Annotated in this window: 17 protein-coding genes; 11 read left to right on the forward strand and 6 right to left on the reverse strand. The window is 43.1% G+C overall.

The window, feature by feature from the left end; genetic code table 11:
- Positions 1-103 precede the first annotated feature (103 nt).
- From ACQ86H_RS01880 to ACQ86H_RS01895, 4 genes are all read left to right on the forward strand, one after another.
- Complete coding sequence (locus ACQ86H_RS01880) at positions 104-292, forward strand: hypothetical protein (RefSeq protein ID WP_138818921.1); 189 nt, start codon at positions 104-106, stop codon at positions 290-292.
- A gap of 1,814 nt (positions 293-2,106) precedes the next feature.
- Positions 2,107-2,490, forward strand: coding sequence for a response regulator (locus ACQ86H_RS01885; RefSeq protein ID WP_138818920.1), 384 nt, complete (start codon positions 2,107-2,109; stop codon positions 2,488-2,490).
- Positions 2,477-3,097, forward strand: a complete 621-nt coding sequence (locus tag ACQ86H_RS01890; protein ID WP_431295519.1) for a hypothetical protein — start codon at positions 2,477-2,479, stop codon at positions 3,095-3,097. The genes ACQ86H_RS01885 and ACQ86H_RS01890 overlap by 14 nt, the downstream gene beginning before the upstream one ends.
- Entirely contained in the window at positions 2,994-3,557 is a 564-nt protein-coding gene (locus ACQ86H_RS01895) for a sugar transferase (protein ID WP_431295512.1), read from the forward strand. The genes ACQ86H_RS01890 and ACQ86H_RS01895 overlap by 104 nt, the downstream gene beginning before the upstream one ends.
- A 110-nt stretch (positions 3,558-3,667) precedes the next feature.
- Here the strand turns inward: ACQ86H_RS01895 and ACQ86H_RS01900 are convergent, their stop codons facing one another.
- The 5 genes from ACQ86H_RS01900 to ACQ86H_RS01920 all read right to left on the reverse strand — a co-directional run bounded on the left by ACQ86H_RS01900 (position 3,668) and on the right by ACQ86H_RS01920 (position 10,931).
- On the reverse strand, positions 3,668-5,803 hold the full coding sequence (locus ACQ86H_RS01900) for an OmpA family protein (RefSeq protein ID WP_431293676.1): 2,136 nt from the start codon (positions 5,801-5,803) through the stop codon (positions 3,668-3,670).
- A 3-nt stretch (positions 5,804-5,806) separates the two neighbouring features.
- Positions 5,807-6,727: a PorP/SprF family type IX secretion system membrane protein gene (locus ACQ86H_RS01905; RefSeq protein WP_138818917.1), complete on the reverse strand. Its 921-nt coding sequence runs from the start codon at positions 6,725-6,727 to the stop codon at positions 5,807-5,809.
- 1 nt (position 6,728) lies between these two features.
- Positions 6,729-8,402 (reverse strand): Ig-like domain-containing protein, encoded by a 1,674-nt coding sequence (locus ACQ86H_RS01910; protein ID WP_431293677.1) that lies wholly within the window; start codon positions 8,400-8,402, stop codon positions 6,729-6,731.
- Positions 8,403-8,413: 11 nt separating this feature from the next.
- Positions 8,414-10,339, reverse strand: a complete 1,926-nt coding sequence (locus tag ACQ86H_RS01915) for an Ig-like domain-containing protein (protein ID WP_431293678.1) — start codon at positions 10,337-10,339, stop codon at positions 8,414-8,416.
- Between the two features lie 169 nt (positions 10,340-10,508).
- Complete coding sequence (locus ACQ86H_RS01920) at positions 10,509-10,931, reverse strand: acyltransferase (RefSeq protein ID WP_431293679.1); 423 nt, start codon at positions 10,929-10,931, stop codon at positions 10,509-10,511.
- A 281-nt stretch (positions 10,932-11,212) separates the two neighbouring features.
- Here ACQ86H_RS01920 and ACQ86H_RS01925 point away from each other — a divergent pair, with 281 nt between their 5' ends.
- The 7 genes from ACQ86H_RS01925 (at position 11,213) to ACQ86H_RS01955 (ending at position 19,197) form a co-directional block, all read left to right on the forward strand.
- Positions 11,213-11,914, forward strand: coding sequence for a TolC family protein (locus ACQ86H_RS01925; RefSeq protein ID WP_138818914.1), 702 nt, complete (start codon positions 11,213-11,215; stop codon positions 11,912-11,914).
- Positions 11,914-14,073 (forward strand): GumC family protein, encoded by a 2,160-nt coding sequence (locus ACQ86H_RS01930; protein WP_138818913.1) that lies wholly within the window; start codon positions 11,914-11,916, stop codon positions 14,071-14,073. The genes ACQ86H_RS01925 and ACQ86H_RS01930 overlap by 1 nt, the downstream gene beginning before the upstream one ends.
- Entirely contained in the window at positions 14,073-14,855 is a 783-nt protein-coding gene (locus ACQ86H_RS01935; RefSeq protein WP_431293680.1) for a glycosyltransferase, read from the forward strand. The genes ACQ86H_RS01930 and ACQ86H_RS01935 overlap by 1 nt, the downstream gene beginning before the upstream one ends.
- Before the next feature lie 427 nt (positions 14,856-15,282).
- On the forward strand, positions 15,283-15,972 hold the full coding sequence (locus ACQ86H_RS01940) for a hypothetical protein (RefSeq protein ID WP_431293681.1): 690 nt from the start codon (positions 15,283-15,285) through the stop codon (positions 15,970-15,972).
- Positions 15,960-16,712, forward strand: coding sequence for an O-antigen ligase family protein (locus tag ACQ86H_RS01945; RefSeq protein WP_431293682.1), 753 nt, complete (start codon positions 15,960-15,962; stop codon positions 16,710-16,712). Before ACQ86H_RS01940 ends, ACQ86H_RS01945 begins: the two co-directional genes overlap by 13 nt.
- A gap of 71 nt (positions 16,713-16,783) precedes the next feature.
- Positions 16,784-17,953, forward strand: a complete 1,170-nt coding sequence (locus ACQ86H_RS01950) for an acyltransferase family protein (RefSeq protein ID WP_431293683.1) — start codon at positions 16,784-16,786, stop codon at positions 17,951-17,953.
- 281 nt (positions 17,954-18,234) lie between these two features.
- Complete coding sequence (locus ACQ86H_RS01955) at positions 18,235-19,197, forward strand: glycosyltransferase family protein (protein ID WP_431293684.1); 963 nt, start codon at positions 18,235-18,237, stop codon at positions 19,195-19,197.
- A gap of 49 nt (positions 19,198-19,246) precedes the next feature.
- On the opposite strand, the gene ACQ86H_RS01960 is transcribed toward ACQ86H_RS01955, so the two are convergent.
- Positions 19,247-19,738 (reverse strand): glycosyltransferase, encoded by a 492-nt coding sequence (locus tag ACQ86H_RS01960; RefSeq protein ID WP_431293685.1) that lies wholly within the window; start codon positions 19,736-19,738, stop codon positions 19,247-19,249.
- Positions 19,739-20,053 lie beyond the last annotated feature (315 nt).

Consider the following 20,053-nt stretch of genomic DNA (forward strand, 5'->3'; position numbering starts at 1 on the left):
GCTTCATCAGATAAATGATGCGGTCTTTTTAAGCAGTTTTTATTAGCTGTCCACTTCATACGTAAAGTTGAGAAATATGTTAAGGTTTGGGAAGATATCAAAAATGGATCTCTCTAGTGGAGTTGGTGAGATCATCGATGATCATGATCAGGATATAATTTTTTTTACTGTAAACGCTGATCATGGAATTAATGTCTCGGATGAGGTGCAGTTCAGGATAAGATTTGTAGAAGATGGCCTGCAGGCTGTTGAAATAAAAGCGGCATACTTCGGTACCATTAAAAATTTTTGAGCTTGTTGAAATAAAAAGCTTAGTAAATAAATGGCCATTAGCTTTCGCCGTACATTTTGGTTGAAGATACTTTATCTTGATGATAGACGGTTGTTTAAATTTAAGTAAAATTTATTTTGTATGCCGGTCTGAGCCTAGTCGAAGATCATTTCAACGCATTAATAAAGCAATAGGCCATGCTATCAATTAAAGATTTAAAAGAATCACCCTGATTTCGACTGAAGCCTAGCAAAATGAGGCTTTATCAAAAGTAAAATCCAGCACTTAAGGCCATAATTTTATTTCGTTCTGCGTCATTCCCGCGCATGCCTATCGTGTGGACACAATTCATGATAACATTCTTCTATCGCTCTATGCCGCGGGGCATGGTAGTTTTTCACAGTTAATGTTGTTTTTAGCTGTGTTCAAGAATGCTGCGCATTTTGGAGCGCCAAAGTACCCAAAGCGCTTTGTCATCCGATGGCTATCGGATCCAGCAATGAGCCTTTTACACAATCTCATGCGCATCAAAAAAACAGTGACACTTCATTTAATCAGGTATTGTGTGTATTTTCTTTGGTCTGATTGAGCCCTGCGGGGTTTGTGTTCTATATTTTTTAAAAAATTAAATTATCGGTTATGAACACAAAACCACTGCGTTTCAGGTTTATTACTGCCATTTTTACTGTTGTGCACCTGTTTTTTTGATTTCCCCGGCTCTTGGGATTGACAACGTCCTTGGTTATAATCCGTGCTTCATTAAAGTTAGTTAGCAAAACGCCTAAAAATACTTAAAAGATGTGTCCACACGATAGGCGCAGGCGTGAACCTCAAAGCGCTCTGCAATAGCATTAGGATTCCCAATTAACCCGATAGCTATCGGGTTGGGAACGACGTATCAAAATATAATTGCCTTTTGAACCAGCGTAAATCTTTTTGATATAGGCTCACTTCGGTCGAAATGACACCACACTAGCAACCATGTTTGTCAGTAGCGTTCTGAAGGGCTTAATGGATTAATAATAGAAAAAAAATCAGTGACCCGTTTTAACTGAGTTTATAAACCCGGTTTATTCTTGTATCCAGAGATGCTATGCTTAACTCCAGGGGCAGGGCGGGATAAAAAAATCCGGACAGCCGTTTATTGTTTTCTTTAACCGGCTGTTCCGACACAGCTATATACCAGCAATACCTTAAGGTAACTTTCCCTTTCCCTTTTATTTAGCTATTGTTAGCCTGCCGATCTAAAGCGAGTCAAATCTTTGATTTACCTGATCTCCACCAGGGGCATTACTCCACCAAAGCAAGTGTTAAGCAGTGTGCAGGCAGGTGTCTGGCAAACCTGGCCGGAAGGTGGCTAAAACGTGGGGTAAATGTGGCGTAAAGGTGGACTTGGAATATTTTTTGGGATTTTTAATCAGCGGGATTGATTTGGGTTATCATCGCTTTTGATTAACCTAATATAAAAAATTATGGTAAAGCGTGCAAAAAAGAACTTCGTAATTTTTGGCACGGGCAGCAGAAATGCAATTTGTTCATATCTGTCCGTAACGTTCTGAAAGGCTTAGATGATTAATAAGAAATGATCTGCGACTTGTTTTAATTGAGTTTATTAACTCAGTTTATTCTTCTTTTTGAGGAAGATTAAATACATCACTTCCAGTTCGCCAACCCGGCCGGACATATTAGCCAGCTAATAATATTAAAACCAATCTGAATTTTGTATCAGAAATGATATATTCTATTTGATCTATGTCAATAAATGTAATAATTAAACTAATTGTATTTTTTATTATACAAGTTCTGGTTAAATTTGTTTAAACTAGACCGACAATATGGAACTCAAAAAAATTCTGGTAATTGATTCAGAAATACACATGCTAAACTTTTTGGGAGTGATTTTGGGAAACCGATATGACCTTTCAATGCAGTCGGGATCCGTGGAAGCGATGCAATGGTTACATAAGGGAAATATGCCTGACATCATCATTTCGGAAATCAATATGCCGTACATGAGCGGATCTGACCTCATCAGCAATCTAAAAATCAGCGGGCTTTACAGGCATATTCCGATCATCATTCTTTCTGGGATCAAAGATCTTTCTACTCAGATAAGCGCGATCCCTTTTAAAGTTGATGCATACTTTTCCAAGCCATTCAATCCACTCGATCTCGAAACAGCAATGAGTAACATATTAGCTAACCATGCAGTCAACTGATGATCGGGCCAATGGAATAGTTAATAGTGATTATACCCACGTTATCTATGCCGGAGAAGCCTTTCTTCCTGATCTCCTTCCGCAACTTCAACGTCATTTTAGGGTCGAAACCCAAAAGGAAATTGCAACTTTGGGAGAGTATGTTTCGAAGCAGACCCTGCTGAGTCTTCCGGATGCGATCTTGATAGAAGTGGATGAAGGTGGTGAATGTTTTAGGTTTGTAGAGAAACTAAAGCTGAACAGCTTGCTTAGGGAGATAGTCATTATATTTTTATCTGCCTCACCGAGTCCGGATCTATCCCGGGTTGCCCTGATGCTTAATGTTGGAGATCTGTATATTTCCCCAATTCCTGCAAATGATCTTTGTAACAGGATTAAATTCCTGATCCGGCTACGCTCTTTTCAGCCCCGGGTGAGTGGTGCTGCTGCAATCAGTTTAAAGACCGATTTTCCAGTAAAAAAGCGGATTTTTGACCTGTGCATTTCATGCTTTTTTTCTCCTGTTGCTTCCCTTATTTACACTTATAGCGCTTCTAATCCGCATAGAATCCAAAGGGCCGATAATATACAGGAGCAAACGTGTCGGGGCAGGCTACAAAATATTTGATTTTTTTAAATTCCGCTCTATGCGCCACCAAAGCAGTGATGATTTGGTCAAACTTTCTGAACTCAACCAGTATACGCCCAGTGATGGTACACCAGCCACCTTTATCAAGATAAAGGATGATCCCAGGGTTACCAGGGTGGGTGCTTTTTTACGCAAATATAGTTTAGATGAGCTACCACAGCTTTTCAATGTGATCAGGGGAGATATGTCTCTCGTTGGAAACCGTCCCTTGCCGCTTTACGAGGCAAAGTCGCTAACTTCTGATGAATGGGCTTTACGCTTTCTGGCGCCTGCCGGGCTTACTGGTCTGTGGCAGGTAAGCAGGCGTGGGAAAGGGGAAATGTCTGAACGGGAGCGTAAGAAACTTGATAATTTTTACGCCAAAAAATATTCTTTAAGGCTGGACCTGGTCATCCTTCTCGCCACATTCCCCGCGATGAAGCAAAGAGAAAAAGTGTAACCCTTTCAATCGTGTTAGCTGTTATCAATCATTAAAAAGCTAATCATTTCTGAAAAACTTTTTAATGATTTATAAATATTTACAGATCCCAACGCTATCGCCTTTGTTCTCTATCTGTCTGCACAGTTCTCTCTGGTGATATTAACGCCCTGTAGAATTACATCAAATTCGGTCCGTCTGTTAAGCTGTTGGTCTTCCTCTGAACAGTTGACGCCATCATAGCAGCGATTCACCAACCGGGTTTTCCCATAATACTCCACTTTGATCCGGTCCGAGCGTATTCCGCGTGCAACCAGATATTGTTTAGCAGATTCACCACGCCTTAAAGACAGGTTTCTATTGTATTCTTCAGATGCCCTGCTGTCACAGTGGCTTGATGTTATAATCGTAATTTCCGGGTATTTTCTCATCAGTTCTGCGAGCTCGTTAAGTGCGCCCCTGGCATCAGGTCTGATTTCTGATCTATCAAGATCATAGTATATGTTTTTTACCGAAAAGACTTTCTTTAGCGAGTCGCAATGGTTTAAGACATACTGCTGGGCACTTTCCGTTCTATTGAGCCTGATGTCCAGATTAATCACTGAATCCTTTTGGATCCCTACTGAGGTGGTAAACTGGATATTGTTGATATAACCTAGTTTTTGAGCCGTGACTTCATAATCTGTCTCCGCAGGGAGCTCTCTTCTAAACCGCCCTTTGTTATCCGTTTTAATGGTATCATTACCATCAAGGTGGTGCATGAGGATACGGCCTCCGGGTAGGGGGATCCGGGTCCTTGCATCTGTAAGGGTTCCCTGTAGAATAATTTTATAGGAAGATCGCCTGAATTCATAAATATTGTCATTTCCCTCCCTGTTTGAACTGAAATATCCTTTTTTACCATCCGGGGTTATAATGAGTGCGAAGTCATCTTTAGATGAGTTTATTGGAGATCCCATGTTGACAGGCGAAGTGGTTGGTTTCATTTCTTTGAGTGGCACCTGAAATAGGTCTAATCCTCCAAGACCGGCAAGTCCGGTTGAAGAAAAGAACAGATTTCCATCGTGGTCAAAACTTGGGAACATTTCATTGCCCTCCGTGTTGATTAGCTTGCCCAGGTTTACCGGACTCGTCCATTCCCCATGCCCGGCTTTTACGCAGTAATATAAATCTGTCCCACCAAAGCCGCCAGGACGGTCGGAAGCAAAAACGAGGATATTGCCATCAGGAGTCAGCGCCGGATGACCAGTAGAATATTCATCGCTATTATATGGAAACGCTTTGATTGAATTGAGATCAGGCCCATACGCCGTGTAAAGTTTCAGTTTAATGGTTCCATCGGCACTCCTGGAGGTTTTTCCTTTTAAATAATTGTTTCCCGTAAAAATGATTGATCCATCGGGAAATGCTGCCGCTGCCGCAGTGTGATATCTGTTATTAAATAGTCCACCCAGTTTTTTTACTAGTTTGTTGTGGCCATAAATGAGGTTTAGGGTATCTCTCTCTATGGTGCCGGTATAGGCAGACAAGATGTTGTTATCATTACTGGTTTCTGGCGTATCATCATCATTATATCTGATTTTCTGTTTATCACGACTTTTTGAATTGATCAGGCTATCTGGGTTAATTACCTTTAAATCTGCGAGTTTGTTGACGTAATAGAACTTGCTGAATGGCGTATTGTCCCATTTAAAAATGTGTTTTGAAAAATTTTCTGATTGCCTGTTACTTGAAAACAGAAGACCTTCTTTGTAGAATGCGGGCGAATATTCAGAGGCCTGAGTGTTAATGTTCAAAAAACCTACCTGCCAGTGATTTGGGTTTTTATTGATCTTAGACAGGTTTGTGGATGCGAAAGCCGCTGCTCTTTTATCAACAGGTACCAGGGAGAGATATTTTCTATACCACCTCTCCGATTCTTCATACTGCTGGTTGTTAGCGAGGCTTTCGGCGTAATATAATGCCCATTCGTTCTTCATGGCTGATTGTCCGGTCAGCTTTCGATATGTTTTCAGTGCTCCGGGATAATTTTTGGTCATCCTGAAACTATAGGCCAGCATTTCTATTGCCTCCAGATTGGATGAATCTTTTGCCAGCACTTTCTTTAGTTTACTTATTGCAGAGACGTATTCGAGCGAGTTAAAACTTTTACGCGCCATATTCAGATCGTTCTGGTTAGCTGAACTGTTTTGGGCATGCGTTGCGGAGCACAGGATGAAAGTAAGGCAGAGGTATATTGGTAAGGCTACTTTAATGTCAAGTTTCATAACTTAGAAAAATCTTGGTGATAATATTTTGTTTTTTTCAAACCCGAATTCATACCTGAGCATAATTTCATGACTGCCAGAGTTAAAGTTTTGCAGCTCAGTGGTGCTTCTGTCATAACTATAGCCAATACGTATCTGTGGGCTAACCTGCACTTCCAGCAGCGCGCTGATGTCGGCGCTTGTCCTGTAACCGGCTCCGATGGCCAGTACATCTTTGATCCATAGTGTTGCATTAAGGTCAGCTTCTAAAGGGGCACCTTTTACGCCCTTGATCAAAAATGAAGGTTTCAGCCTGAAGTCTGCAGCAAGTGGAAATACATAACCCGCGGTCAGGAAAAGATGCGGAACCTGTCTGGCCTGAAGGTTGTCTCCACCTGAAGCGTTGTTGAGGCTATTGTTGAGCAGATCCTGCGCAGCAAGACCCAGGTAGAATTTGTCCGAATTGTAATATATTCCGGTTCCAAAGTTAAAAAGCGTTTTACTTGCATCATTCATAAATGCAGGATCATTGCCCGGATTTGAATTTAATAAAACGCTGCTGAGCCTCGCACTATAATGGCTAACAGAGCCTTGCAGGCCAAAGCTCAGACTTCCTTTTTCCATTCTTATCCGGTAGGCAGCGCTTGCAGAACCGCCCGTGGTTTGAGTAATACCCAGTTTATCGCTAAAAACCTGCAGGCCCACGCCAAATCTTTTATTTAATACAGGAGCATCAATACTAAAGGTACCGGTTCTGGGTGCTCCCTCTATTCCTGTCCACTGATTACGGTAAAGTGCAGTTGCCGACACCAGGTTCCTGCTTCCGGCGTATGCAGGGTTTATGGCGAGGGTATTGAACATATACTGTGTATACATAGCATCCTGCTGCCCCCAACTTTTAATAAAAAGCAGGCACAATATTAAAATTATAATATATCTTTTCATCTTATCTGTTAATTGTAATGTAGCCCACACGTCTATCCGTTCCATCAATGGTCAAAACATAGTAATAGGTTCCTGCAGGAACTTCTTCTCCGACATGGATACCTTCGGTTGATTTTCCGTTCCAGTCGTTCTGATAACTTTTCGACCGGTAGATCAGATTTCCCCAGCGGTTAAAAATGTCCAGGTTAATGTTTTTCCCGTTGGTATTGCCTACAACAAAATAATCATTGATGCCGTCATTGTTTGGCGAAAACCCTCCCGGGATGAAAAGATCTTCCCTGATCAGGTTAATTACGGTTGGCTGCGATGGACTGACATCTCCTGCGGTAATGGGATCTGGTTTAGTCCCATCCGTTGAAACATCTGTAGTCTTGCTGTTATCACTTACTGAAAATCCTTCAGCAGTAGCCAGGTTACTGAAACTGCCGTCATACTTGTCCAGAGATACCCTGATTTCGATATCAATCGTGCCCGAAGCAGATTTAGCAAGGGTATTGCTCCCTGTTAGCATATTTTTATTAGAGGAGCCGTTAAAACTACTATTTGCGGTGAGTCCGCCGGTTGCGCTGATCTTTTGCACTTCAAAGGTGTTTCCCCTGAAAGTTGCAAACAGATCATCAGTCACAGTAAGATCCCTTATGGCTATCTGGCCAAAATTGGTCAGCACAAATGAATAGCTTAGGGTATAGCTTCCATCCTGATTTCGGACAGGTGCTGATTTTAACCGTTTAGCCAGTCCGATTTTGCCTGGGATAAGCACCACAATAGTAACCTTACCCGGAGTAGATGGTTTCCCGTCTTTATCCACAATGATATAAGTGAACTCATCAGGGCCCGAATAGCCCGGATTAGGCGTGTAAATCGGTTGACCAGTGATGGGATCAAAAGTTATGCTGCCATGCTTCGGAGGGTCAGTTATGGTAATCTTTCCACCTGATGGGATGGGAACATCAATTACTTTCGGGCCGTTTACCGGTGTTTCCACGCTGATATCAGGTGCATTTATTACGATCGCCGGGCGTACTGTTACTGTTACGGTTATCGGGTCTGAATCAATGCCGTCAGCAGTCCTTAAGACATAACTAAAAACATCCTGACCGCTAAAGCCTGTACCAGGTACATAAAGCGGTAGTCCGGTAGTAGGGTTTAAGCTTATATTGCCGTGCGCAGGGGGCGTTACCCATACCACAGTAGTACCGTTTTTGCTAATGTCATTATCTTTCACCGGGATTTCAACGGACTGGTTAAAAGGAGTGGTATAGGCATCGGGAGAGCCTAATGGTTTTACAGAGACGGTTACGCTGATGGGGTCCGAGGAAAGTCCGTCCGCGGTCTTCAGGGTGTAGGTAAAAGTATCTTTTCCCGAAAAACCTGGATTTGGAGTATAAACCGGGGTTCCTGATGCGTCAAAACCTACATTGCCATTCGATGGGGGAAGCTGTAGGGAAATTGTGGTACCGGTTTTAGCAGGATCATTTTCCTTTACTGGGATCGTAACCAGATTTCCCGCTACCGTAGCGGCCACATCAGGATTGCCGGAAGGCTTCACATTAATGGTTACGGTAATTGGATCAGATTGTAACCCCTCTTTATTCTGTATGCTGTAGGTAAAACTGTCTTTTCCACTAAAGCCGGCATTAGGCGAGTAAGTAAAAGTTCCATCAGTATTGAGCACTACTGTACCCTTTAGCGGATCTGTTTTTTGATAACAATTGATCCCGCTTTGCCAGGATCATTATCCATTACGTGTATGGTTACAGGCAGATCAGTCGTCGTATTGGCCATATCGGCCACGCCAACAGGCTTGATATTTACAGCGATGTTTACGATTGCTGTATTGGATTCGGCACCATAATTATCTTTTACCGTATATACAAATGAATCATAGCCACTATAATTAGCCGCAGGTCTATAATTCACGATGCCACTAACCGGATCAACAACAAGAGTTCCGTGCATGGGTTGGCTTTTGATGATGATGGTTGAGGGATTTATTGTGTAGTTGCCATCGGCGTCGGTATCATTGCCAAGTACGCTGATTGGGATATTGGTATCCCTGCTTGTGGTGATGGTGTCATTAATGGCTACGGGGATATGGTTAACAATAAGCTGAACTTCGTCTGAGCGCTGACATCCTCCCGGAGAAGTTAACGTCCATTTGAATATGTAAATGCCGCCGGTTAAGTTATTTATAGTGGTGTTCGGCTGCTGCGCATTTAGTAGCGATGTTCCGGTTGGTCCTGATGACTGTGTCCATAGTCCACTGTTGGTCCCGGCACTATTGCCCTGCAGTACATAAGTTGTGGTAGGAGTAGAAATATTGATCAGCTGGTCAGTGCCCGCATCTGGTTGATTTGGTGCAGTAACGTAAGTTAATGAAATGGTGGCCGGATTGGATGTTCTTCCGTATGAATCTTTTACCGTATAGGCTGCGGATACCGTACCAGAGAGATTCTGTTCAGGTATGAATTGAACACTCCCCTGAGAATTTACCGAGAAAGTTCCTTTGCCTGAAACGGTATAGGTCGTCTGTATCCCATTCTGGTTAGGATCGAGATCAATGGTCGATTTATTCAATACTGCACCTGTGTTTGTTGTCGTATCATTAACGGTCACGTCTACCAAAGCCTGGTTTCCCTGACAGAGCGTTAAGGCATCATTTTTGGCCAGGGGATTTGTTAAGCCGAACTGATCATGCGCGTCAATGTGCACCTGTCTGATTTCGTGGAAATTTGTCTGGTCACCTGTTGAGGATGCAAACCCGTAACGGAGATTATCCGGTGCTGCCTCAGCATAATAATAGTTCTCAATCACCGTTGTGGTAATCGGCTTGGCTCCCCCACGTGTAACTTTCACCGTGATATTATAGCCTCCGGCCGGTTGTGGGGCCAGATCCATGTAAACTCTCCGATATCCGGCATTAGTTGAATCGGGCTGACGTTGCCCTCCATCACCTACCAGCGTGAAACCGAATTTTTCTACTTCAGCAGTAGTAAGGTAGCTATAGTTACCAGAGGTAAGTGCCGCACCATTTCCCTTGCCCCTAAGCGTTACGGAGCCAGGTTTGAATCCTACCCCACCCTGCCTTCCTTCAGTTGGATTGGAAAAATTACCGTATTCGTCCAGGCCGATGGCCAGGTAACCATTGCTCACCCCGGGAGAAACAGGGGTAGTTGTGGTGATCTGCGCATATCCAAGCGAACCGCCAAAGCCACCAATGACGAATGGATTTGCATTTGCATCGAAAAGAAAGAGACTGATACCGTCGGCACCTGTACCACCGTAGATATAATATTCAAAGGTAACCGTAAGCCCGTTGGCCGAAGGGAAATTGGTCGTATTGATGACATAACCTTTCTGGTTTTGAACATTGCTGGTTAACCTCAGGTATCCGTTTCCATTAGCATCCAGAGGAGTCCCTGTGTGACTGGAGGTCGCTACATTGTAACCGCTGCCACCGGCGGTTAGAAAAGCTGATGGTGAACCTCCAAAGATTATACCCTGCGAGGTAGCGTTACGGAAACTTTCCACATAAGGGAACTGGGCAAAAGCGTTTTTAAAGATACACAGAGACAATACGAATATTATCGGAAAGCGTAACATTTTTATCATAAACTTGGATTAATAGTTTGTTGGTCTTTAACTTGCAAAGTTAAAAGCAAATTTTCACACTATTGCATATTTCGCTGAAATTATTGATATTTCTCAAACCAATAAAGAGTGCAATCCTTTGATTTCCGGCAAGGTAGAATCCAGGTCTGCCATAAAGCAGACTGATACGTTAACTTGTTCCAGACCATAATTCCGTTTTTGGATCATAGCGTTTGATCACCTTTGCAGGATTACCAGCCGCAACGCAAAAATCAGGAACATCTTTGGTAACCACGGCACCCGCCGCAATCACGGTATGCACCCCTATAGTAACTCCAGCTGTTATCACAACATTTGCCGCGATCCAGCTGCCTTCGCCTATTTTGACGGGAGATGTAATAACCGGTTGTTTGGAGATGGGAAGATTAATGTCCTGGTAGGAGTGATTAAGGCCGCTGATGACAACATTTTGGGCCATAATCACATCATCCCCAATAGTTACCGGTCCTATAAGTACATTACTCATGCCAACGAGCGTTCTGTTTCCGATATAAACGGCCCCAACCCCATTATTAATGGTACAAAAATCCTCTATTATGGAGTTATCGCCCATTTCGAAATGGTTAAATGGCAAAACATCCAACCGTGTTCTTGACCTGATGCGGCTGTTTTTACCTTTTTTATGAAAGAAAGGGTTTAAAAAAGACTTACCCAGGTTCTTGGGCGGGCCTCTCCGGTCGGGATCATCATCCAGTGCACTAGTTTTTTTAGTCTATCATTCCCCTTTACTACTTTTAAGAGTGATTTCATTACAAATCTTAATTATGGTTATCTTTACAATATTAGCATAATTTAAATCATAACCATATATTTGACCTTTACTGCACTCGTTTTATGATTAGAAACCAACTCAAGCCGTTAATGGTGTTTTTTATCTTCACCCTGCTTAAGTTAAACAGCGTTCTCGCTCAGGAAAGTATTTTAAGCGAAGTTTCTTACCTGTATATGGAGAAACTTGTGGCTACGGCAAAAGCCAACTATCCGAGGGTGGGTTCTCTTGGTAACCAGATCAATGTGGCCAAAAGTGACCTTTCCGGAGCGCGACTTTCATGGTTGGAGCCGCTGTCGTTTCAGTATGTGGCACGTTCAAACCAGGCCACAAGCAATACCGTGGTAGATCTGCAGACCGCTGATCTGCTTACCGGGTATCAGTTTGGTATTGCCATAAACCCCGGTTCTCTGCTCACCAAGCCAAGTCAGATCAAAAAAGCAAAAGAACAGCTAAAAATTGCCCAGTCTAATCAGGCAGAATATTATCTTCAGTTAGAGGCCCAGGTAAAATCCAGATATGTTACGCTTCTCCAGTTTCAGAAATCGCTGGCACCTATTAACGATATGTATATTACCGCGCAGAGTAATTTTGAGAACATGAAAATCAAATATCAAAAGGCCGAGATAACCTTTGCAGAGTACAACAGCGCATCAAATTCATTAAGTAATGCCCTGCAGGCTAAGCTCCAGATGGAAGCCAGCTACCTCAATGCAAAAATATCACTGGAGGAATTAACGGTCAAAAAGTTGGAAGAAATAAAATAATGGCTGAAGGATATAAATTTTTGAAATTTGTCAAACGCTACCGTCTGGCACTGATATTGGTTCCCTTGATTACCATTATCATCACTGCATTTTTGGTACGGAACCTAAAGAGTTCATACATATCCCAGGCGCAGATTTCAACAGGGATTGTTGATGAAACACAGCAGCAGTCTGTAATCATTGAGGCGGTTCAGGGAGAGCAGGTGCGTCAGCAGTTCAGCAATCTTATCGAAATGATCCGTATGAAAAGGGTACTCAATCAGGTTTCATATTTATTGATTATACACGATCTAACCGCTAAAAAGCCTTTTAAGCCCAAAAGTGACCTGGTTGAAACGCTGAATAAAGACGCCGTTGCCCATGCCATTGAGGTGTATCGTCAAAAATACGAAAACAGCGAGGAACTTGATCTTACCATTCCTGACCAGGAGGGGCTCTCCAGAGTGCTCAAATCCATGAATTACGATGCTGACGGGCTTAAAAACAAAATATCGGTCTTCCGTTCCGGAGAAAGCGATTTCATTACTGTACAGTCTGAAGCGGAAAGCCCGGAGCTGGCCGCCTACATTGTGAACACCCTGTCCGCAGAATTTATTAAAGGTTACATTTCGCTTATCAAAGCCTCGCAGAATAAGGCGAATAATTTTTTGAGGGATATGCTCACCGAAAAAACGGATACCCTCGCTACCAGGATGGCCAGACTGAAGAATTATAAGATCAGAAACAAGGTCTTAAATCTTACCGAACAATCCAAGCAGTTATATGCCCTGATCTTAGACTACGATACCAAAAAACAGGAAGCTGTTGAGAAGACTGCTTCTTATGCGGGTGCGCTTAATGAAATCGATGCAAAGTTTAATCCTAAAGAGCGGAGTTATATTGAGTCCAGGCTCTCTAAGGTAAACCAGGGCCTGGTTGAAACAAAGGCAGAACTAAGCAGCCTTTACGACCTCTACCTTAAAAATGACCTGGACGAAAGGTATAAAAACAGTTATGACTCACTGAGAAATCAGTTGAGTGAACAGATCAACAAATCTTCTGATCAATACATTAACAATCCCCTGAATGCTAAACAAGAGCTGGTCAATCAAAAGATCAATCTGGAAATACAGATGGATTTATCCCGTTATGGAATCAACTCTCTTGAAAATAAAATTAATGCACTGACCAGGGATTTTAGTAATTTGGTTCCACAGGAAGCAGAGGTACAGACCCTGGAGATGAGTGTTGATATTGCCAGTAAAGAGTATCTGGATATCCTGAACAAATATAATCAGAGTAACCTGGAATCCGGGGTTGAATCTAAAATGAATATTGTCCAGATGGGTGTTGGCGGGCTTGTGCAGCCATCGAAGAAATTTTCGCTGGTTGTGCTCAGTGGCGTTGTGAGTCTTGTTTTCTGTATTGTGGCCCTATTTGTAGTTTTCATCGCCGACAGCCGGATTTTTGATGCAAAAACATTAGGCGCCCAAACCTCGGTGCCTGTACTTGGAACAATTCCAAAGCTCCCGGCCCCGGTTGAATCGCTGAACAGCTCCTGGGAGGATCCGGCCCATCGTGATTTTTGGGCCAGTATACGTTCGATCAGGTATGAGCTGGAGTCGGCTATGCAGGACAAGGTCATTGTAATTTCCAGCCTTGGTCCGTCAGAGGGGAAAAGCTTTTTTGCCCGGTGCCTTGCCAGGTCATGGGAAAAAACAAACAGAAAGGTATTGTTAATAGACGGAAATTTTACGCACCCATCCCTGAGTCCGGATCAGGGTAGCAGACACTATGTAGAAGACTTTCTGCAGGAAAAAGAACAATTTGCACAACAGATGCAGAAAGAAACGATCTCCGTGCTAACCAACCGGGGGAATGAGCGGTCTCTTCCTGAACTTGCAAGCGCACAGCAGATCAGCGACCAGCTGGAACGGGCAAAAACAATTTATGACCTGATCATTATTGATGTTGCCGCCATTAATGGCAGTAGCCTGGTGAGGGAATGGCTTTCTTTTACAAATGATGCCATTGCGGTGTTTAAATCGGGAGAATCGATCAGTGAAGACGAAAAGGCCTACCTTGCCATGCTTAAAGAAAGCGGCGTTTTTAGGGGGTGGATACTTAACATGGCCGAAATGGGTTCGGGTGAGCTGGAGTTTTTTAAGACTAAAGGATAATGGAGTGGTTTGCAATAGGACATGGGGTATTATACATTCTGGGAGTCGTCATCTGCTTCTATCTTGTTTTCCCAATGGTTCTGTTTTTATGCTGGAAGTTTTCAGTTAACCCGGCAAAACCTATCCATCCGGGATCCAATCACAGGGATTACGGAATTATCTTAACGGCCTATGAGCAGGTAGATTTTGTAGCCGATGCTGTTAAATCCCTCCTGGATATGGATTATGACAACTTTCATATCTATGTGGTTGCAGATAACTGTAAGCCATCGGAGGCACTTATGTTCACTGATGACCGTGTTAAAGTTTTGTTTCCCGAACGTATTTTAGCCAGCAATACCGCATCACACTTTTATGCCATTGAGCATTTTACGCGTCAACATCAGACCATATTAATTATGGATAGCGATAACCTCGCTCATCCGCAACTGATCAATGAATTAAACAGGTATTTTGATCTGGGGTTCCGTGCAGTACAGGGCCTGAGGTCGGCAAAAAACCTGGAGACCACAATTGCATGCCTGGATGCGGCACGGGATATTTATTACCATTTTTATGACGGGAGGGTAATCTTTGACCTCGGTTCATCTGCAACACTTGCCGGCTCAGGTATGGCATTTGATTCAGCGCTCTACGTAAGCATGTTAAAAGATATTGATATCAGGGGCGCCGGATTTGATAAAGTACTCCAGGCACGGTTGATTGCGGGTGGTGAAAGGATTGCCTTTTGCCCAGTTTGCAATTGTTTACGATCAGAAAAACTTCTGCCCCAAAACAATTGATCAGCCAGCGATCGCGTTGGATCACGACCTGGTTTAAGTACTTTAAGTTTGGGTTTGCAATTCTCTATAAAGGTCTGGCACGTACTAATCTCAATCAGCTTATCTTTGGCACTGTTCTGTTGAGGCCTCCACTGTTTATATTCCTATCGCTGGCAGTTTTATTAATGGTCATCAGCCTATTTACCAGTCAGCTATTGGCCGTGGTGATTTTCTTTTCCCTGATCATCTATGTAATCAGCTTTCTCATTCCGGTTTTAAGCAAAACAACGGATAAAAAAATTCGTAAGGCACTGATTTATATTCCTAAATTTATATTTTACCAGTTTGTATCCTTAGCCAGGTCCATCGTCTCTGATAAGTCAAACGTGGCAACCAGGCATAGCCTCAAAAAGAACAGCAGATGATTTGGCCCAACCTATCGTATGAGATGAAAAGAAAGCTGGTGATCCTTACTGCTGTGCTTTCATTTGCCGTCGGTTCTGCTTTGCTCACCGTTAAGCTTGAATATTTTGCCATTTTCTTTGCGTTGCTATTTGCAGGGGGCATTGTATTCACGATTGCATTATTTTCCAATCCGAAAGTAGGTTTCCTCACTTATCTGGTGTATTGTTTCTTTATTGCGGGCTTATTGAAAAACACGGGGTTACCCTTTGGTCCCTTAATGGAAGTTTTACTTGGAGTTACCTGGCTTTCGCTGCTTTATAACTATAAACAGATCAAATGGAAGGAAATCAGCAATGATCATGTTATCATCGCGCTGATCTGGTTTTCACTTAACATCATAGAACTGGTCAATCCCGAGGGTGCCAGTTTATTAGGCTGGTTAAATGAGGTGCGTTTTACAGCGTTTAACTGGTTGCTGATTGCTCCCCTCGGGTTTCTGCTCTTTAAGAGCAAGCGCGACCTTGATGTTTTTTTTATAGTCATCATTTCCCTTTCTGTTCTGGGTACCCTTTATGGGGTAAAACAATACTTTTTGGGCGTTTCTGCCGGTGAGCAGCGCTGGCTTGATGAAGGGGGGCAACCACACATATTATTGATGGCAGGCTCCGGGTATTTTCGTTTTATACCGATGCAGGCCAGTTTGGGGCCTCGCAGGCGGCAATGGCTGCGATAGCCTTCGTTATGGCCTTGGGGCCTTTTAAAAGATGGAAAAAGGTTTCATTGGGAATTTCCGGGATGATACTCTTTTATGGGATGCTGATCTCCGGTACCAGGGGAGCATTTTTTGCACTGGTGGTGGCGAGTATCTTTGCTGTTTCTTTGAGCAAAAACTTTAAGGTGCTGTTTGCAGGACTCCTGCTGGTCCTGGCTATGTTTGGATTCCTTAAATATACGACTATTGGAAGTGGGAATTACCAGATTGTAAGGTTACGCACGGCGGTAGACCCCCAAAACGACTCTTTCAATGCCAGGCTGATCAATCAGGCCAAATTGAAGGAGCTGATGAAGAATAAACCCTTCGGTGCGGGGGTGGGAAGTATAGGATTGAACGGGATCAAGTTTAATTCAGAGAAATATTTGTCCAACATTCCACCCGACAGTTATTGGGTCAAGATCTGGGTAATGTATGGCCCCGTAGGACTGGTGATATGGTTTTCCCTGATCATGTTTATGATTGGAAAGTGTTGTGGGACCGTATGGAATATCCAGGATAAAGGACTCAAGGTGAAGTGCATTGCACTGACATCGGGCACAGCGGGCCTGTTTTTTTGCAGTTATGCCAATGAGGTAATGAACGGCTTCCCGTCAGTTGTCATCCTTTATATGTCATGGTCATTTGTACTGATGGCCAATAGTCTGGATGGGAAAAAATTGAACCTCAAAAACATCATTAATTTTCGATATGCCACTTGAAATCCTGGTCATCCCCGCCGTTGTTTTTTTTGTGTTTGGTTTTATCAAAGGATATAAGAAAAGTAAGAATAATGTATAAATTTCTACAATCGATACCCGATAAACTGGCCAGGGTCACCTCTGGAAGGAAACTCATCAGCGAAATTGACGGATTGCGATTTTTTGCGATCCTTCCGGTGCTCATACAGCATTTAAATGAGCGGTTTGAGCGAAATACCGCTGTCGATTTTATCAATCCCAGGGGGGATACATTTGCCAATTTTTTGGCTTACAGAGGTTTCCTTGGCGTTTACATTTTCTTTGTGATCAGTGGGTTTATTCTGGCACTCCCATTTGCCTCCTACCACCTGTCCGGTGGAAAAAAGATCAGAATCGGAGAGTATTTCTGGAGAAGGGTAACCCGGCTTGAACCTCCCTATATTTTCTGGATCAGTATTTTCTTCCTGGTTTATGTCTTTCAGCGCCATGTATCTTTTTTTGAATATCTTCCGCATTATTTTGCCAACATTACTTATACACATGCTATCTTTTATGGTGTTTGGTCTCCGTTCAATCCCCCGACCTGGACCCTTGAAATTGAAATCCAGTTCTATATCCTTGCTCCCTTTCTTTCCTATTTTTTCTTCGCAATACGCAAAAAGGGGCTCAGACGTGGTCTGAATATTGCCTTTATCCTGGTTCTGATGTTACTGCAACAATATTTTAAGTGGTATCTGCCACCATTCAGTCTTTCGATCCTGGGCCATCTTCATTACTTTCTGATTGGTTTTATGGTGGCAGATCTTTATGTGTGTGACTGGGCTTCAATCAGGAAAAGCAAGATTTATGATATAGTGGCTATACTGGCTCTTGTTGGGCTTATCGGTCTGTGGAGCTGGGGTTTCGAGTTCATCAACAGATTGGCTGTAGTTATCTGTCTTTTCGTTTTTTTTATTGCCGCATTTAAAGGAAACCTGATTAACCGTTTGATTACCAATAGATGGATTATGGCCATTGGAGGAATGTGTTATACCATATACCTCATTCATCTCCCTTTTGCAGAATTCTTTATCAGGTTTAGCAAATACCTGACCTTCACACGTTATTATACCATCAATCTTCTCTTGCAGCTGGCCCTGTTTATTCCTGTTGTATTGGCATTAAGCGCTGTATTTTTTCTGTGTTTTGAAAAGCCTTTTATGGATAAAAACTGGCCTTCGAAGGTCGCTCAGAAGATATCTGCTATGTGGAAAAGGCGATAATTTTTGTGAAGTAATAACTTTAATATGGAACTAAAGGATAAGGTAATTGTGATATTGGGTGCGACCAGGTTTGACTGGAAATTTGAATCCACCAGTTATCATACAGCAAAGTTTCTGGCGCAAGATAACGAGGTGTACTATGTGGATTTTCCCTATACCCTCAAGGATTACTTCAAAAAAATCAGCAGTCAGAGATTTCCTTAAGGATTCCCCATTTCAAAAAGGGGGCCAGTGGAATTCTTGATACGGAATCTCCCCGTTTAAAGATTTTGATTCTGCCTTTGCTGCTCTCTATTAATTTTTTGCCCGAAGGGCGCATTTACCGCTGGTTATTGCTGTGGAACGAACGCAGGATTTCTGCCAGGATCAACCGTATCATGGCAGAAAGAGGTATTGATGAATTTATCTTTATCAATTCATTTAATTTCCACTATCCTGGTGTTTCCACAATGCTATCCGGGGCGGTACTGAAGATTTACCACTGTGTCGACCCTATCATTACGGACTACGACGAGAGACATGGATTTCTTTCCGAAGATCTGCTCATTAACAACAGCGATCTTGTGATTTGCACAAGTAAAGCACTTTACCGGGACAAAATCAAAAAGAAAAAGCAGACCTTCTTTATTCCCAATGCAGCTGACCTGACGGTTTCTTCACGTGCCCAGGATCAGGATCTGCTGATCCACCCGTCCGTATCTGATATCCCGGGCCCGGTTATCGGCTATTTAGGGGCAATAGAACGCCGTATTGATTTTGAAATGCTAATGCAGGTGGCGACGATGAATCCCGATAAAAGCTTCGTGTTGGTCGGACCAACTGCCAGGGAATTCGTTCCCTCGAGATTCGAAGAACTTAAGAATGTTTATTTTCGCGAAAGTGTGCGCTATGACGAGATGCCGGCAGTTGTGAAAGGGTTCGATATTGCAATGGTTCCCTTTAAAAAGGATGAAGTGAGCGCAACAATCTTTCCACTTAAACTGTTTGAGTACCTGGGAACCGGCAAGCCTGTGATTTCGACAGATTTTAATATGGATCTGTTGGAGTTTACCTTTGATTCCGTCCGCTATTGCCGCAATGCAGATGAATTTTCGGCAGCGATTTCTTTTTATCTGACAAATGACAGCCAGGAGGCTAAAGCATACAGGTTATCAATTGCTGCTGATAATACCTGGTCAAGGCGTATGTCCGAACTGAGTAGTCTGATTGCCGGGTTTTATCGCGAAAAAACAGGGCACAATTAACCTGTTTGTCTTCAGGTCAGCATTTCCCTGTACAGATTGATATGTTTACTTATGGGATCGTTGAGTTTGTACCATTCAAGGAGGCTTTCCTGCAGCTGCCGAAAGTTACCGCTTTTTCTTTTTTTGACATTATTGCTGCCCTGATCAATTTACGCAGTTCAACAGCATCACCAGGACTAAATAAATATCCGCTTACTCCAGGCTCAAGATAATCGATCATTCCTCCTGTTGCAGATGCAATAAGGGGTGTGCCGCAAAGTATAGCCTCGGTGCCGGTAAGTCCAAATGTTTCCTCCAGTGAGGGGTTGATGAAAAAGTCCATTGCACTGTAGAGCAAGGAGTGGAATCTTTTATCATGCACAGGTTCGAAACGGATTATATCAATGGCAGGCCCGGCATCATCCTTAACTTTTGCTTTGATGGCCCCGAAAGTTAAAATGGTGATCAGTTTTTTCTCATCAGGTGTTAATCCTTCTATCGCCTCAAGCAAAAGCCAATAACCTTTTCTGTAGTTTCCGAGATCGTCAGCGCCCGTTCCCAATAGCAGTGAACCTCCGGGGATATTAAGCGCTTCCTTTGAAATAGCCTTGTCAATTCGCCTGAAGCCGGCAATGTCGAGAACACAGGGGATCAGGTTGCATGGTACACCAGGAAGATATTGTTCGATTTTTGCATGGTGAGCTTACTGCTCGCAATAAATCGGATGCCGGACGAGCGAATGCTCTCCTGTTTTTCTGCGGAGCAGGTCTTCCGGATCCCTGAAGTCGGGATTGCGAAGTACGTCCTGTTCGTAGTGGAATCCGCCGAGTATGGGGTTTAGATCATGAGCGGTCCATACCATTGGTTTTTTTATCGC

Source organism: Pedobacter sp. P26 (assembly GCF_050632135.1).
In the GTDB taxonomy this organism is placed as follows: domain Bacteria; phylum Bacteroidota; class Bacteroidia; order Sphingobacteriales; family Sphingobacteriaceae; genus Pedobacter.